The sequence below is a fragment of the uncultured Marinococcus sp. genome, assembly GCF_947493875.1.
In the GTDB taxonomy this organism is placed as follows: domain Bacteria; phylum Bacillota; class Bacilli; order Bacillales; family Marinococcaceae; genus Marinococcus.
In genome coordinates, this window is the sequence record NZ_CANLSU010000012.1 from 33,304 (window position 1) to 48,924 (window position 15,621).

General features: G+C 47.4%; 15 protein-coding genes and 1 other annotated feature. Of the genes, 8 read left to right on the plus strand and 7 right to left on the minus strand.

The annotated features are described in order from the left end of the window. Positions 1 to 3: 3 nt before the first annotated feature. From Q0757_RS15740 to Q0757_RS15750, 3 genes are all read right to left on the minus strand, one after another. Positions 4 to 1,587, minus strand: a complete 1,584-nt coding sequence (locus Q0757_RS15740) for an IS1182 family transposase (protein WP_298789039.1) — start codon at positions 1,585 to 1,587, stop codon at positions 4 to 6. A 338-nt stretch (positions 1,588 to 1,925) separates the two neighbouring features. Further along, the gene (gene mqo / locus Q0757_RS15745) at positions 1,926 to 3,440 is read right to left on the minus strand and encodes a malate dehydrogenase (quinone) (protein WP_298789078.1); all 1,515 of its coding nucleotides are present in this window, start codon (positions 3,438 to 3,440) and stop codon (positions 1,926 to 1,928) included. A 170-nt stretch (positions 3,441 to 3,610) separates the two neighbouring features. Further along, complete coding sequence (locus tag Q0757_RS15750; protein ID WP_298789041.1) at positions 3,611 to 4,336, minus strand: FadR/GntR family transcriptional regulator; 726 nt, start codon at positions 4,334 to 4,336, stop codon at positions 3,611 to 3,613. A 365-nt stretch (positions 4,337 to 4,701) separates the two neighbouring features. Between Q0757_RS15750 and Q0757_RS15755 the strand changes: the two genes are divergently transcribed. Both Q0757_RS15755 and Q0757_RS15760 read left to right on the plus strand, forming a co-directional pair. Beyond that, the gene (locus Q0757_RS15755) at positions 4,702 to 6,288 is read left to right on the plus strand and encodes an L-lactate permease (protein WP_298789043.1); all 1,587 of its coding nucleotides are present in this window, start codon (positions 4,702 to 4,704) and stop codon (positions 6,286 to 6,288) included. Between the two features lie 345 nt (positions 6,289 to 6,633). After that, positions 6,634 to 6,795, plus strand: coding sequence for a hypothetical protein (locus Q0757_RS15760; protein ID WP_298789045.1), 162 nt, complete (start codon positions 6,634 to 6,636; stop codon positions 6,793 to 6,795). Between the two features lie 280 nt (positions 6,796 to 7,075). Here the strand turns inward: Q0757_RS15760 and Q0757_RS15765 are convergent, their stop codons facing one another. The 4 genes from Q0757_RS15765 to Q0757_RS15780 form a co-directional block, all read right to left on the minus strand. Continuing rightward, the gene (locus Q0757_RS15765) at positions 7,076 to 7,342 is read right to left on the minus strand and encodes a Txe/YoeB family addiction module toxin (protein WP_298789048.1); all 267 of its coding nucleotides are present in this window, start codon (positions 7,340 to 7,342) and stop codon (positions 7,076 to 7,078) included. After that, entirely contained in the window at positions 7,335 to 7,583 is a 249-nt protein-coding gene (locus Q0757_RS15770) for a type II toxin-antitoxin system Phd/YefM family antitoxin (protein ID WP_298789050.1), read from the minus strand. Before Q0757_RS15770 ends, Q0757_RS15765 begins: the two co-directional genes overlap by 8 nt. A 277-nt stretch (positions 7,584 to 7,860) precedes the next feature. Continuing rightward, on the minus strand, positions 7,861 to 8,049 hold the full coding sequence (locus Q0757_RS15775) for a hypothetical protein (RefSeq protein WP_298789053.1): 189 nt from the start codon (positions 8,047 to 8,049) through the stop codon (positions 7,861 to 7,863). A gap of 94 nt (positions 8,050 to 8,143) precedes the next feature. After that, positions 8,144 to 9,349 (minus strand): MFS transporter, encoded by a 1,206-nt coding sequence (locus tag Q0757_RS15780; RefSeq protein WP_298789055.1) that lies wholly within the window; start codon positions 9,347 to 9,349, stop codon positions 8,144 to 8,146. 254 nt (positions 9,350 to 9,603) lie between these two features. Beyond that, positions 9,604 to 9,811, plus strand: a binding site (T-box leader). Between the two features lie 46 nt (positions 9,812 to 9,857). Here Q0757_RS15780 and argS point away from each other — a divergent pair. From argS to Q0757_RS15810, 6 genes are all read left to right on the plus strand, one after another. Next, positions 9,858 to 11,546: an arginine--tRNA ligase gene (gene argS, locus Q0757_RS15785; protein WP_298789080.1), complete on the plus strand. Its 1,689-nt coding sequence runs from the start codon at positions 9,858 to 9,860 to the stop codon at positions 11,544 to 11,546. Between the two features lie 202 nt (positions 11,547 to 11,748). Then, positions 11,749 to 12,192, plus strand: a complete 444-nt coding sequence (locus Q0757_RS15790) for a GNAT family N-acetyltransferase (protein ID WP_298789057.1) — start codon at positions 11,749 to 11,751, stop codon at positions 12,190 to 12,192. A gap of 50 nt (positions 12,193 to 12,242) precedes the next feature. Further along, complete coding sequence (locus Q0757_RS15795; RefSeq protein WP_298789058.1) at positions 12,243 to 12,971, plus strand: alpha/beta fold hydrolase; 729 nt, start codon at positions 12,243 to 12,245, stop codon at positions 12,969 to 12,971. Positions 12,972 to 13,093: 122 nt separating this feature from the next. After that, positions 13,094 to 13,693, plus strand: a complete 600-nt coding sequence (locus tag Q0757_RS15800; RefSeq protein WP_298789061.1) for a TetR/AcrR family transcriptional regulator — start codon at positions 13,094 to 13,096, stop codon at positions 13,691 to 13,693. A gap of 23 nt (positions 13,694 to 13,716) precedes the next feature. Beyond that, entirely contained in the window at positions 13,717 to 14,682 is a 966-nt protein-coding gene (locus Q0757_RS15805) for a CPBP family intramembrane glutamic endopeptidase (RefSeq protein ID WP_298789064.1), read from the plus strand. Between the two features lie 57 nt (positions 14,683 to 14,739). Continuing rightward, positions 14,740 to 15,384 carry a hypothetical protein gene (locus Q0757_RS15810; protein ID WP_298789067.1) on the plus strand — a complete coding sequence of 215 codons (645 nt, stop codon included), beginning with the start codon at positions 14,740 to 14,742 and terminating at the stop codon, positions 15,382 to 15,384. The last annotated feature ends 237 nt before the right edge of the window (positions 15,385 to 15,621 follow it).

Consider the following 15,621-nt stretch of genomic DNA (forward strand, 5'->3'; position numbering starts at 1 on the left):
CTTTTAGGCGGAAGCTGGAGACTTTTCTCCGGCTTCTTTTTTTATGGTTTCCGCTTTTTTTCGCAGATTATGGGCGACGGCCAACAACCCAAATTCCGTGGTCACCTTGGCGGTGCCCCGCAGGGCAAACCGGCGAAAGCGGCGGTTCGCTTTCAAGTGCCCAAACACGCTTTCGGCTTCGATCTTGCGACGGGCATAGGTGGACGCTCCCTCGTCACTCGTTAACGCCCGGCGGGCGATCGCCTTGCCCTCTTCATATACCGGGTTGATGCGGACCTGCCGGTTGCCCTCCGCGCTGGTGCACTGGGGTTTCAACGGACAGTCGCTGCAGTCTTCGCTTTCATACCGTTTGAGATCCCGCTGGTAGCCATAGCGGTCGGTGCGCCGCTCATAGGCTTGAAACCGCACTTTTCGGTGGTTCGGGCACCAGTACAGGTCGTCCTTTTCGTCATAGGTCCAGTTCTGCACCGGATGGATGGCCTGCTGAAAGGCCCGGGTCTGCTCCTGGCGCATGCGGGGGTACGGAATCAAAAACGGAAGGCCTTCCTCGATCAGGGTCAGGTAGTTGGGTTCACTGCCATACCCGGCATCGGCAATGATTTGGCCCGGAAACGGCAGGGACCGCTCGTCCAGCATCGTCAGATGCGGACGCAAACACCGGGTGTCCGTGGGATTGGGGTGCACTGTATAGCCCACAATGTACTGGTTTTCCGTGCCCATCTGGATATTGTAGCCCGGTTTTAGCTGGCCGTTGCCCATGTGGTCGTCTTTCATCCGCATAAAGGTGGCATCCGGATCGGTTTTCGAAAAGCTGTTCCGCCCGTCGAAGGTTGCCAGGTACCGCTCGTATTTGACCAGGCGGGGCAGATAATCCCGCTCGATCCGGCGATGACGCTTCCGCCACCACTTCATCTCGGTTTTGGCTTCCCGGCGTTCGCCGGGAGACGCCGCGTCGGCCTGACGCTGCTCGGCCTCCTGCTGACGCCCGGCCATCTGGACCGCCACCGCCCGAAGCGTGTCGGCGTCGATCCGTTCCTGCCCGTCGGGCAGGGAAAGAAACGGGATTACTTCCTGCCAAAGCGCGGCCAGCTGCTCCTGAAGACGCTGTTCGTACCGGACTGTGGACTTGCGCCACACAAACGTATACCGGCTGGCATCCGCCTCGATTTTGGTGCCGTCCAGAAAATAATGCTCTCCGGTGATCAACTGCTCATCGAGCAGTTCCTGGACCACATGGTGAAACAGCGGGGCAATGTGTTCCTGCATCTGTTCGGAGCGAAACCGGTTAATGGTGCGGAAGTTGGGCGTTCGCCCCCCGGCCAACCACGCCATACGGAGGTTTTCCTGCAGGGCCTGTTCGATCGCCCGGGCCGAATACCACGCCCGGGCATAGGCATAGATGACAATTTTGGTCATGGTTTGAGGCGGATAGGCCGGCCGTCCCGCCGAAGAAGCTTGGGGGCCCCAAAACGACTCGGACAGCCGATCAATGGTGTCGTTGACGATCCGCACCAGATCCCCATCGGGGATCATGGGTTCCAGGCTCGTTAGTATCGGGAAACGCTGTGTGTTATCATTAGTAAACATAAGAAATCATCCTTTTCGTATGGCGGTTGTGGTGACTTAACCATATCATCGAAGGATGATTTCTTTCTTTATTTGCACACAGAAAAGGGGCTGTCCTATTTTTGGGACAGCCCCTTTTCAATGCTAGAAACAATATATCATTGATGCAATAATACCTTGTCGTTCATCTTTATATACTTAAAATCAATTTGTAAAAATTCAAGGAAATATTCTAATTCTTGTGGAATATAATTTATAAATGAGTAACTGCTTATAATCGCGATTATGTTAAGGAAGCATCAGCGTGCCAACTGGCGCCTGATGCTTCCTTTCTGTCGTGATTCTATTGATGGTCTTTTTTATGCTTTAAGAGCCGTTAACTTCAGGGTGCGCGAGGTGGAGTCGTGCACCATATCAAGCAGCTCAGGGTTATCCTCAAGGGACTTGCCGTAGGACGGAATGATTTCCTTCAGCTTCGGCTCCCACGCCTCCAGGTGCTCGGGGAAGCATTTGTTCAGCACTTCAAGCATAATCGACACAGATACGGAAGCGCCCGGCGATTCACCGAGAAGAGCCGCCATCGTGCGGTCTTCGGCATGAATCAGCTTGGTGCCGAATTGCAGGGCGCCCCGGCCGCCTTCCTCGGTATCCTCAATCAACTGAACGCGCTGGCCGGCGACGAGAAGCTCCCAGTCCTCACTCGACGCATTTGGGACGAAATTGCACAGCTCCTCCATCCGGTGTTCCTTGGACATGCTCAGCTGCTGGGCCAGGTACTTGAGCAGCGGCGTATTTTTCGCGCCGGCTGCGAGCATCGTCAGCACGTTTGTCGGTTTGACCGAGCCGAACAAGTCCATCGGCGATCCCTGCTTCAGGAACTTGGGCGTAAATCCGGCGAACGGACCGTACAGGAGCGTATCCTTTCCTTCGATATGGCGACGGTCCAGGTGCGGAACCGTCATCGGCGGAGTGCCTGCCGGTTCTTTGCCGTACACCTTGGAATCGTGCTGGCGGACGACCTCCGGATTGTCGCAGACGAGGAATTCGCCGCTGATCGGGAAGCCGCCGATACGCCTGCTTTCGGGAATCCCGGTTTTTTGCAGCAGCGGCAGGGCCCCGCCGCCGGCGCCGATGAAGGCGAAGGACGCCGTATGTTCTTCGAGCGTTTCCTGTTGATGGTTTCGGACCTTTACTTCCCACGTGCCGTCTGGTCGCTGGGCAATATCGTCGACGGAATGATTGTAGCGGATCTCGACGTTATGCTGCTTCTCCAGGTTGGCAAGCATCTGGCGGGTGAGTTCCCCGAAATTGATATCGGTGCCGTGATCGACCTTCGTGGCCGCGATCGGCTCGCCGGAGTCACGCCCCTCCATCATTAACGGAATCCACTGCCTGATTTGTTCGGGATCGTCGGAAAACTCCATTCCCTGAAACTGGGGATGGCCGTCGAGGGCCTCGAACCGTTTCTTCAGAAAATTTACGTGATCCTGTCCGTACACAAAGCTGATGTGGGGCAGGGGACGGATAAATTCTTCCGGGTTTTTAAGGTCGCCCTGATCCACCAGATGCGCCCAGAGCTGTCTTGAAATCTGAAACTGTTCATTAATTTCAACCGCCCGGCTGGTCTTCAGAGAGCCGTCCGGCTGCTCGGGGGTATAGTTCAGCTCACAGAGAGCTGCGTGGCCGGTCCCGGCGTTGTTCCATTCATTCGAGCTCTCCTGTCCGGCGGAATCGAGCTTTTCGAACAGAGTAATGTGCCATTCGGGCGCTAACTTATTTAACAGTGTCGCAAGGGTGGCGCTCACGATGCCGGCGCCGATCAGAATGACGTCGGTCGTTGTGTCATGATTACGCATCGTTTTCCTCCTTTGGATAATGCCACAAGTTGAGTTTATACAGAAAATAAAGCTTGCATGTGTTTGTGATGCTGAGAATGAACGTATTTGTTGGGTTATCAATTGTCGAGCCAATCCTATCTCTTGATGGCTGTGATTGGCTTTCCGCTGAGCCCAAGCAATGAAGGGAGAAGCTTATGGTAGATCATCTACTCGTTTCGGTGTTTCGTTCCTTTAGACAGCACATCTTCCACATTGATGAGGTGTCTGCTCATGGCTTCGATAGCTGCTTGGGCCTGGTGGTCTTCGATGGCATGAAGGATTTGTTGATGTTCGTCAATCAGGTGTTGAAAGGAGCGTTGTTCGAAAAATAGCCATACCTTTCTGGTTTCATACATGGTTTTTTGCAAGGTGTCAGAAAGTCGACTCATCATTTGTTGGAGGAGGTGATTTCCGGAGGCTTCAGCAATGGCTAGGTGGAAACGAACATCGCCCTGTTCGCCGAGATCCCCCGAACCGTTGGACGCCTGCGTCATTTGTTCCAGCGCGACACGCATCTGTTCCAGATGACTATCTGTCCGTCGAAGCGCAGCCAGTTCGGCAGCTCCTTTCTCCAGCACATGACGGACTTCAAATAGCTCCTTCATGGTTTGCGTCGAAAGAAGGGAAGGACTGTTCATCATTTCCGTGATGGTGGAAGCATCGTACTGGTTCACAAAAGTGCCTTCTCCCTGGCGAATCGTGATAATGCCGACGGCTCGTAACGCACTTAACGCTTCCCGAACGGCGGAACGGCTGACATCGAACTGTTCCGAAAGCGCAACAACAGAATCCAGTTTATCCCCGGGTTGTATTTCTCCACGTTTGATCATGTCTTCAATTTTTTCTCGAACCACTTCAGCGATTTTTTTCGTTTCAATCCGTTCGATAGGCACTAATAGCTTCTCCTCTCGTGAATACTGGGATGAGATCATCCTATGCTCTTGATCATTGGTATGTCAGCGTTGGACGCACTCCGTCACCTTAAGCAAAGCAAAAAAAGCTACCTATTTTATTTTCTATAGATATGGTCATCAGATGAGAAGCATGCATTCATTGTATCATTAGTAGAAACCGCTTTCAATTATTAAGCTGTTTTTTGAACAGAGAACCATAAAAAAGCATCTTTTGGTCATAAAATATATTGCAATTATGAATGTAAGCGGTTACGATATGGAATATGGTCATCAGATGACCATATTGCCTCATCCTTGGGAGCGGTAATAGCGAAAACATCATGATATCAAGAGGAGGGAATCAAATGTTAATGATCGTGGCCTTAAGCGCCGTAATTGTTCCATTTTTGCTATTGGTCCTGCTGCGAATGCCAGCAATTAAAGGGATGTCCATTAGTGCCGTTATTGTCATTCTATTAGCGATCACCGTGTGGGGGATGGAAAGCCAAGTGATTGCTTCGTCGATCCTCCAGGGCGTACATAAAACGTTGACTATTTTATTCATTTTGTTTGGAGCTCTGGTTCTTTTGAATACTCTCCGGAACACGGGGGCGGTGAATCGCATTAATCAGGGATTCCAAAGTATTTCTCAGGATATGAGGGTCCAGGTGATCTTTGTCGCCTTTTTGTTCGGGTCGTTAATTGAAGGAGCAGCAGGGTTTGGCACCCCGGCGATGGTGACGGCGCCGTTAATGCTCGCGCTAGGTTTTAAGCCCCTGGCGGCGGTGGCGACAGCTCTCATTGCTGACAGCACTGCCGTTGCCTTCGGAGCGGTAGGAACGCCCGTGTTGGTCGGCTTAAGCACGTTACCCGAAGCGGATGCTGCCTTTTATCAGGATGTCGGTTTTACGGTCACCCTCATTGATTTATTCGCGGGCACGTTTATTCCTTTTATCCTGATGCTCGTTTTGACGTTGTTTTTCGGTAAAGGGAAAGGTATCAAGGACGCTATGGTAATGCTACCTTGGACCCTGCTTATTGGGATCACCTATAACGGATCCGCACTAGTATACGCCTATTTGTTTGGCCCGGAATTTGTAGCAATTCTTGGTTCGTTAACGGGCCTCGTGGTGGCCGCAGTGACCGCTAAAAAAGGTTGGTTGCTGCCGACGTCTACATGGACCGATGCTATGCAAGAGAATTTCGAGGTGAGTCACGAGCGATCCGAGATGGGATTAATCCGGGCGTGGTTTCCGTATATCATAGTGGTTCTCTTATTGCTTCTCACCCGTATTGTTCCTTGGTTTCAGGAATTCACCCAGACCGCCATCGATTTAACCTGGACGAATATTTTGGGGGTGGAAGGGGTCACGTCGGAGTGGGAGCTACTTTATTCTCCCGGCACCGTCCTCACGGTCGCGGCCATCTTGGCCGTCGCCGTTCAGCGAAAATCGCTGGGCCACTTTGGTCGGGCGGCCACACAGTCGTTGGCTACGATTAAAATTACCGCTGTGACCCTGGCAGCCACGCTTGCCATGGTTCATGTGTTCAGTAATTCCGGGATGAATGCGAGCGATTTGATGAGTATGCCGGAGTACATCGCGCAGGGGATGGCAGCCGCCTTCGGCCCGATGTGGATCTTTGCTGCTCCGTTTCTCGGGGAGCTGGGGTCTTTTATCACCGGAAGCGCTACCGTTTCCACGCTTACGTTCTCCCCAATTCAGTACAATATCGCAGAGGCCACGGGCGCGAATGTCCACGTGGTGCTTGCTGCCCAGCTAGTGGGAGCCGGCGCGGGAAATATGATTTGTGTGCATAACGTGGTTGCTGCAAGTGCAGTGGTGGGCATGCAGGGAGAGGAAGGAAACGTTATCCGAAAAACCTTGGGACCGGCACTCCTGTACGGGATCCTGGTGGGTATTGGTGGATTCATTTTGATGAACATTTTATAAAACGACCAATGGGTTGAAGTTGGACACTAATACCAACTTCAACCCATTTATTATCTCCTAATACATCTTAAAATAAAGAAAATCATGCTTCGGAGGTGGTTCCGGATCATTCTTAAAAACATAAAAGCACGGCTAGCCGATGTCCCAACACAGAACTTCTTTAGGGGAGAACTGTGGTTTTTTACCTTCTAAGGAACAAATCAGGATCCGTAGCGTTCGCCGGGAACAAAGGCGTGCTGAACATATAAACAAGCTCCTACAGATTCGGATCCTTATTTCCTATAATCCAATGGTCAATTACGGAAGAAAATCGTTAAACGTTACATCGAGCAGGGGGGATGAATGTTGTTTACATTTGATGCTTCGATGACGCTGCAGTCATTTTTTGACACAAACAAACAGCTGTTTGAACAGACGCTCGTGGCGGAGGAAGTAGAGATTCGCTCGGATATCCGTCTCATCTTGCAAGAGGAAGGTGTCTTTTCAAAACGGGAAGATCGTCAGTGATTATAGAGGAGAGCATTATAAAAGGTAGAATTTGGTTTAGTAGGTTTGGATAGAAAACAAAGTCGATTAGTGTTCTTTGATTAGAAAATTTCAGGTACCATAATGATAAATAATAAGAAATAGCTTTTACAATAGCAGGGCAAATAATAGAGTATTTTACCACCCTCTCAAAAAGTACGCTTTTTGATACAATTCCTCGACATGCAAAAAAGCTTCCTGGAAGGGACCAGCAAGCCTTTTTGTTCGCTAAATTATAAGGATATTTCTCGACAAACTTCATCTAATAATGATATCGGCAGGCAATAATGCTAATTTGCTGTTCATCGACGGTATACACCAATCGATGTTCGATATCGATGCGACGACTGTAAAAACCAGCTAAATTGCCTTTTAATTTCTCTGGTTTCCCAATGCCATCTAACGCCCCGTCTCGTTCAATGCTTTTAATCAATTGATTAATGCGTTTGAGCGTTTTTTTGTCCTTGGTTTGCCAATACTGATAATCCTGAAACGCATTGTGAGTGAATAAGACGTTCAACTTACTCATCGATATCGACGGTCGTGGTTTCTTCCTGGTTCAATTGATTGATGGATTCCGATAGATGCTTGGCGTTGCTCGGGTTGTTCAAGAGATAGATGGTTTCAAGGTATTGATTGTATTCGTCTTCTGAGATGAGCACCGCATTTCGTTCTTTGGTTGTGATGGTGACGGATTCCTGGTCATCGTTGACTTTATCAATCAATCCCTTAAAGTTCTTTCGCGCATTGGAGTAATTCATGACAGTCATCGTTATCAGCTCCTTTTTTATATTGTACAATTAAATGTACAATTTGTCGATGATTTGCTCATGCTGTTTTCGTTTGAAAAAAAGTGTTAAAAAAAGTAGACCTTTTTAGTCATTCTATATACCAACCTGAAAAAGTACCAATACGTTTCAAAAGGTTTTAAATTATTTTTGGGGTGTTTGAAAACGGACCTGGACCTTTTGGGACGCTATTAAACTATTCTGTCATTAATTTTTAATAATATTTGAATTCACTTAGTGCACGTTCGGGATTGTACTCTTAGAAATTAGTGGTAATTCCATAAATCAGCTGAACTAAAGAAGCTACTAGTAAAAAGCATATTGATATAGTGAACTTTGGCTGTCGGCTTACCTTTTTCGATTTTCTGTACTCTTTGAACATAATAATGCCGGCGCTTATGATTAATAGAAAGCAAACCGCATAAACAATCACGTCAACTGCATTCATTAAAATTCTCCTTTCTAATATACAATATGAAAAATTTATTTGCTTCAATACAAACAGCAGCGCCCTCTAAATACAGAAAGCGCCGCTGTTTATTTTAAATAAAGAGTTCTTCCTCTTCGGCAGACGTCGACAATACATTTCGGTGCCGTACATATATCAGCCCGCTGATAGTCAAAAGGAGCGAAGCGATGACAAATACGCTGCGCACTCCCGCTACTTCCGCCAAGCCACCAACCAGCAGCGAAGAGAAACCAAAAAAACTGGTCAAAATTACGTCTCTGGCGGAAAATACCTTTGCCAGCTGTTTTTCCTCCGTATGGGATTGAATCAGAGAAATCTGCGTAACCTCCTGAACCTGCGTCGGAATACCGATCAAAAGGGAAATGAGCAGGGCGAAAACGCTGAAAGCTGGAAACGCGAACCAAAAGGTGAAGATTGCAACACAAAAGGAGGCGCCGATTAAAAAATACCGCCCGTTTGCCTGAAGAGCTTTTTCAAACCGGAAGCAGAGCATGCCCCCAATTATCAGTCCGGCGAAAAACGAAGCATTGATGTATCCCCACCACGGTTCATTTTCCTGTAGCACCTCGGCAACATAAACATACAATAAAGCGGCGATCCAGATGGCACCTGTTAAAGAAGTGATGCCATCGACGATAAACATGGTGCGCAGCGGACGATGCTTCCAAACATACCTCCATCCCGATTGAAGGGTTGCTGCCATTGATGGTACCGCCGGGGCTTGAAAAGAAGCATCGCTATCCTCAATACGAACACCCAGAAGCAGAAAAGAAATCATCATAAAGGTAAGGGAGGTGCCCATAAGCACCGCGCCTGGTGGAAACAGTACGATGAACAGAGCGCCGACAGGCCATCCGGCCAATTGAATCGATTGATCCGACATGGCCATCAGGCTGTTTGCCCGAACCAGCGAATGCCGGGGGACGATTCTGGGAAGAGAAGCATTCCGGGCTGGCGTGATCCAGCTGTCCAGTACGGCAATTAGGCCTACAACCGTCAGCGCCCACCTTAAGAATGAAGACCCGACGTCTGCCAGTAGAAGCATGGGCAGGATCATCAACAGCAGCCCTTTGCCTGTCGAGGCTGCAGCTAAAATCGTTCTCAGGTCCCCTTTTTCCAGTATCCAGGGAGCGAACAGCCCGCCAAGAAACCGGGAAAATGTATTGATAAAAGGGATAAGAGAAACGAGAAACACGGAAGAAGTACGCTCGTAAACGACACTAATGATACTTACAAGGTAAAAAATATCGCCGGCACTGGCGATAGACTGATTACTCAACAACAAAAAGAACGAACGCTTATGGCTCATCACATCACCCACTAGTATTTAGTTTTATATGGGAAAGATGAGCTGCCTACATGAGCTTTCGTCCTTTCGTGAGCATGCTATATTTGATAGAAATTTTGTATACTTTTAATATGGTTGCTATTAAAATATCACAATTTATGGAAAAATCACAGTCTCGAAAGCCATATTTGTGATTTTAAGGTTGATTTTTCCATCCTTCACGTATATACTTCATCATTAATAAATCATATCCGGGAAAGAAGAGAGTAATGATGCGGCCTGTCTGCAGCGACTCAGGGACGGTGGAAGCCTGGGAGACAGCGCATGATGAAGCGCACTTCGGAGGAACGGTCTGAAAGCAAGTAGGAACCGTCGGGTCATTTCGTTATCAATGGACAAGAAGGTTCTTCGGAACAATCGGAGTGGTACCGCGGGTCATATCTCGTCTCTAATCAGAGGCGGGATTTTTTTATGCCTTATTTAGGAGGAAAAGCAGATGATGGAATATGAAAAGCAGTATGCCGAAGCTATTTTACCGCACATTCAGCACGTACTGAAGATGGAGGAAATCCAGGCGTTAATTGAACACCCAAAACGTGACGGACAGGGAGACCTGGCCTTTCCCTGCTTTGTGCTGGCCAGGCATTTCCGAACCAGCCCGAAGGAAATCGCTGCCTGGCTCGCCGACAGCATCCACAGCCCATTGTTTGAAAAAGTGGTGGCCGATGGACCGTATGTGAATGGGTTTTTAGACAAAGCAGCCGTCAGCGGGCAGCTTCTTCAGCGTATTCAACAAGAAAAAAGCCATTACGGGACGCAGACATGGGGCGAAGGAAAAACGATTACGCTGGATTTTTCGTCACCCAATATCGCAAAGCCGTTTTCCATGGGGCATTTACGGTCAACAGTAATCGGTAACGCTATGGCGAACATTGTAGAAAAGTGCGGCTACACTCCGGTTAAAATTAACCATGTAGGTGACTGGGGAACCCAGTTCGGAAAATTAATCGTAGCCTATTCACGCTGGGGATCGGAGGAGCAGGTACAGCGGAATACGATTAAAGAGCTGCTGGACTTGTATGTGCTGTTTCATAAAAAAGCGGAGGACGAGCCGCATCTGGAAGAGGAAGCACGGCAATGGTTCCGAAAGTTGGAGCAGGGGGACGAAGAAGCAGCCCGTCTCTGGCGGTGGTTTCGGTACGAATCCCTGCAGGAATTTTCGAAGATTTACGATCAGTTGGGTATTCAATTTGATACGTATCAGGGCGAAGCCTTTTATAACGATCAGATGGAGGGCGTGGCGCAGCTGATTCAAGAAAAGGGGCTGCTGGAAACATCTGAAGGAGCAGAGGTTGTCGATTTGAGCGATCATCAGCTGCCACCGTGCCTGATTCGAAAATCCGACGGGGCTACATTGTACGCCACGCGGGATCTGGCTGCAGCAATTTATCGGCATCAGCAGTACGGGTTTGATCAATCGTACTACATTGTCGGAGACGAGCAGCGTCTGCATTTTCAACAGCTGTTTCTGGTGCTGGAAAAAATGGGCTACGACTGGGCGAAGGGGATGGTCCATATCCCGTTTGGCTTTATACTGCAAAACGGAAAGAAAATGTCGACGAGAAAAGGAAAAGTGATTTTACTGGATGAAGTGATTCAGGAGGCTATTGATCTGGCTCAGCGAAGCATTGAGGACAAAAACCCGGAGCTTGGGCAGAAGGAAGAAACCGCTCGTATGGTCGGTGTAGGGGCGATTATTTTTCATGATTTAAAGCACGAACGGCAAAATAATATCGAATTTCAGCTGGAGGATATGCTGCGGTTTGAAGGAACGACAGGGCCGTATGTACAGTATACGCATGCGAGAGCCTGTTCGATCTTAAGGAAGGCCGGTTATCACCCGTCGTCGGTGAAGCAGGGGCTAGCGGATGCTCCGAGCTGGAATGTCATCAAAACGCTGGCAGCTTTTCCGTCGGTTATTGAAAGAAGCTATCACCAAAGTGAACCTTCGGTCATCTCCAAGTATTTGATTCACTTAAGCCAGAGCTTTAACAAATACTACAGCCAGGTCCGCATACGGACGGAGGACGAGGAACTACCAGCCAGACTGGCCCTGGTACATGCAGTGGCGATTGTTTTACAGGAAGGGCTGCGTATTCTTGGTGTTCAGGCACCCGAAGAAATGTAGGAGGCATTCAGCTAAGGAATATTCCGTTAAACCACTGGATCGATCAACCGACCGGGGGAGGAGTGGAAGAAGGCTAGACGTTTCTTTCTTTTGGCTGCCTCTCCATCAGCAACAAGTATTATTGCCGGGAGATAGTGATTACATTTATCGTCTGTAATAGTTTTCTCAAGCTTCTATAAGTAAACAAGGAGATGTCACTAAGATGATTCATTGCCGAATGATCAGGAAACGGGACTATATTTCTCTACCGTTGCTTTTTGACGTATTGGGGTACCCCAGCACGCCAGAGGATATCGTTAATCGCATGGATCACTTAATGCAGCTGCCGCAATACGAAGCAATTGTCGCTGTGAATGATAAAGAAGAAATTTTCGGGTTTGTTGGCTTGGGGCATATGCATTACTTTGAAAAAACAGGCACATATGGAGCTATTTTAGCTATGGCAGTGAGAGGAGATAAGCAGCGCCAGGGCATTGGGACAATTTTAATCGAAGCCGCAGAGGCCTGGGCGAACAACCTTGGATGTGATGATGTAGTAGTCTCGAGCGGCAATCGAAATGAGCGGAAGGCGGCACATCAGTTTTATCAAAAGCATGGATACCTTCACGAAGGCTCGAGCTTTGTGAAATGTTTGGGTGAGAGCTAGAGCAAAAAATGATGATTCGTCTGGACTTCAGCAAAAAGGAGGAGCTATCGATGCAAGAATACTGGGTCCCTCACGATAATACGGTTTTACACTGCCTGGACAGCTGTCCGGATAATGGGGAGGCAGCCCCCTTACTTATCAGTCCGGGGTTGTCGGAACCAGCGGAAAGCTATATTGATACGATCCGGGCGTTAGAGCCCAGGCGGTGTATTGTTTTTGCCCATCGGGGAAGAGGGAAAAGCAGTGCACCGTCGTCAGGGTATACCCTGGAGGACCATGTGGAGGATATCGAGGCAGTTGTGAAATTTTTTGACCTTCAGCGCTTTTATCTGATGGGGTATTCGCGCGGCGTGTCCTATGCCCTGGGATATGTGATGCGAAATTCTTCCAGGCTGGAGGGATTAATCCTGGCCGAATATCCCGCAGTCCATAAACAAATGGGAGCGGGATGGGCCGACCATTACCTGCAGAGTTCATGGGGAAACCAAAGAGGGAGCGATCTCATGGATGAGCAGGTTGTTCGAGGAATCGAACGAGATGCCAGAGAGCGCTCGTTTCGTTCTTCTCTTCATCAGATTTCCTGCCCGGTGCTTGTCCTGCGGGGGACAGGAAAAGAATCGCTACTATCCGAAGAAGAGGTAAGAGAATACCAGCAAAAAATGAAAAACGTGCAAGTGGTGGTGTTTAACCAGGCAGGGCACACCTTAAAAGAAACAGAATTCCATAGGTTTGTCCGTGTACTCAAGACATATTTACACAGCGGGAATAAGGAGAAATAGGAGGAGCTCAATCGATATCAAATTAAAAATTTGGCTTGAATTATTATGTGGGTTGAAGTATTATTTGATTAACCGATCAAAATAAAAAACATACGATCAATATTTATAAAGGTGGTTCGAAAATGACCAATAAACACTATCTCATTGCTGATGCACGAAAGGAGCAAATCATAAAAGCTGCCGTAGCAGTGCTGACGGAAACAGGATACATCAATACCAGTCTTGCCAAAATAGCAAAAAAAGCAAATATCAGCACCGGCTTGATTTCGTATCACTTCTCTGGGAAAGAAGATTTAATGAATAATACGCTGGCTTTTTTGGTAGAGGAAGAGAAGGCTATGATTAAGGAAAAAGTAGAACAAAAACAAACATATCAGGACCAATTAACGGCTTTTATTGAAGCCAGCTTGGCCTACCAGGTTATTCATCGGGATAACACAAAAGCATTACTCGAAATCGTTTTTAATGCCCGCACGCCTGACAATATACCCTACTATCTGGTAGAAACGGATACAGATAATGAGCTACACGATTTATTAAAAGTTATTCTCCATGAGGGGCAGCAATCTAATGAATTCGGTGAGTTTGACCCCCAGGTTGTTGCGACAATTATTCGCGGTGGTATATCAGGGTCCGTATCCTTGCCTCAGTATGACATTGATCTAAACCTTGAAGATTACAGTGAAAAAATGATCTCGAGCATTTTAAAGATGATTAAGTAATCTTATGAATAGGAGGAGGTTGGATGATGAAGCATACTAAACAAGGAGTACGAGCTGTACCGGCAGAGGTGCCGTATCATCGTGTGCTGGTGAGCAGTAAACGTCGGATCTTGCGCGGACTTCTAGCTTTTTTGCTGCTTATCGGCGGGATGTATCTTTTTGTTATAGCGTTCTCGTTGCTTGGTCGTGAAATTGACATTCGCGTGTTTGGGCGGGTTAATCCAGCGGGAGGGGGCAATGACTACACTCCTGTCTATATGGCAAGCAACTTTCTTGCGATTGCCATGCTTATTCCGTGGAGCATGTTTATACAACGATGGCTTTACGGAATGAAAGGGTCTGTCCTTCACTCGGTGCGGTCAATTTTTCGTCCCGATGTCTTTGGACGTGCAGTGCTGCTTATTCTTCCCATCATGACCGTATGTTTAGTTATTTTTAATTGGTTTGCTCCTTATACGACTACGACATGGAATGTTAATGATCTGCTTGTTATTTTCGCTTTGAGCGTATTGATTGTCCCCCTTCAAAGTGCGGGCGAGGAGTACGGCTTTCGTGGACTTGTCTTTCAGATTGCTTCCAGCTGGGTTCGCAGTCCTCGTGCATCGCTAGTTACCGGTATTACTGTCTCCAGCATATTGTTTGCCAGTATTCATCTGTCACCCGATCCATGGTTCAACCTGTATTACATGGTTCTCGGTGTTACTTTTGCCTTGCTGACCTGGCGTACAGGAGGCTTGGAGTACGCGATTGTGATTCACGCAGCAAATAACGCACTTACCTATGTTTTAGCAACGGTCCTGCGCACAGATTTGCTGGCCGATGTCGATCGATCAGCCGGAATGACAGGATCGAAAATCATTCTTCTTCCTTCTATTGTAATTATTTTTATCACGATTGTCGTCTGTTATCAAACGCGCCGTAAAAGTCCTGAATTGACGCCCGGAAGCCCGTATAAAGAAAATGATCAAATCAGCTCGGCTGAAAATTGATTGGTTAATCAAAATAAAAAATGATTTATCAAATTTAAATAGAAAGGAAAATATCTTATGCTTACGTTTAACAATCGTAAAAGACGTCTGAAAAAAGTGACAGAAGGGGATGGGCACATACTTAAACCATATCGATTCTGGCATGTTTTTACTCATTCGTTGTTTCATATTCACATCATAAATGATGAAAATGAGAAAACGAATTACGCCTTAAAATCTAGATATTTTGCGGAAAATGCCAGTGTTGATTTGTATTATGAGAATAAGCATATTGCCTCTTCCACACTTCCAGCCGCTATTCCCATGGAAAACGGCATTTTGGAGGTGAAAAGTGGGGGAAGCGGGATCAATAAAATCAATTATATTACGGATAAAGATGAAATGTTTTTTGTCTATCCAGACAAACGTTCTGTAAGAGGTTTACGTTTGGGGCTTCATCAGCGCTTTCCGAAAATCAGTTCTTTCATTGCTCTCCTGGCGACTCTTGTCCTATTAGTTTCCATTGTTTTAAGTTTATCTCAATTATTGGAACCGATAGCCCAAATTCCGTGGGTGGCTGAAAATTTAGGCACCATTGAATCTCCCATCAAGCTGTCCGTTTGGGCTAATATTGCCGTCGGCATTGCAGCAGCAATAGCTGCAACAGAGCGAGCTCTTATGCTGCGCAGTCACTGGATAATTGACATGGGGGCGGGTGGTTAAGGAAAGTTCGATTCAATTGTTTGCCCCATTGTTAGAATCAATGACGTTTTAGGAATTTCATTTCAGACTATCGAGTTAGTAGAGCAAGCTGATAGAAGTATTTCAACATAGCCATTAGTATCGGAATTTATTAATTAATGTCTCAATATAATAAGTAGTCTTGAGAGCGTAAAATATTTTGTGTAAACGAGCGAACACGAAAAAAGGAAGTCCTTTTCTAGTAGAATGAAGTTAGCC

Coding starts and splice junctions, on each gene's coding strand:
- argS (WP_298789080.1), top strand. CDS start 9,858: ATGGAATATGAAAAGCAGTATGCCGAAGCTATTTTACCGCACATTCAG.
- Q0757_RS15775 (WP_298789053.1), bottom strand. CDS start 8,049: ATGAATGCAGTTGACGTGATTGTTTATGCGGTTTGCTTTCTATTAATC.
- Q0757_RS15770 (WP_298789050.1), bottom strand. CDS start 7,583: ATGACTGTCATGAATTACTCCAATGCGCGAAAGAACTTTAAGGGATTG.
- Q0757_RS15805 (WP_298789064.1), top strand. CDS start 13,717: ATGATGAAGCATACTAAACAAGGAGTACGAGCTGTACCGGCAGAGGTG.
- Q0757_RS15765 (WP_298789048.1), bottom strand. CDS start 7,342: ATGAGTAAGTTGAACGTCTTATTCACTCACAATGCGTTTCAGGATTAT.
- Q0757_RS15755 (WP_298789043.1), top strand. CDS start 4,702: ATGTTAATGATCGTGGCCTTAAGCGCCGTAATTGTTCCATTTTTGCTA.
- Q0757_RS15790 (WP_298789057.1), top strand. CDS start 11,749: ATGATTCATTGCCGAATGATCAGGAAACGGGACTATATTTCTCTACCG.
- Q0757_RS15795 (WP_298789058.1), top strand. CDS start 12,243: ATGCAAGAATACTGGGTCCCTCACGATAATACGGTTTTACACTGCCTG.
- Q0757_RS15800 (WP_298789061.1), top strand. CDS start 13,094: ATGACCAATAAACACTATCTCATTGCTGATGCACGAAAGGAGCAAATC.
- Q0757_RS15810 (WP_298789067.1), top strand. CDS start 14,740: ATGCTTACGTTTAACAATCGTAAAAGACGTCTGAAAAAAGTGACAGAA.
- Q0757_RS15740 (WP_298789039.1), bottom strand. CDS start 1,587: ATGTTTACTAATGATAACACACAGCGTTTCCCGATACTAACGAGCCTG.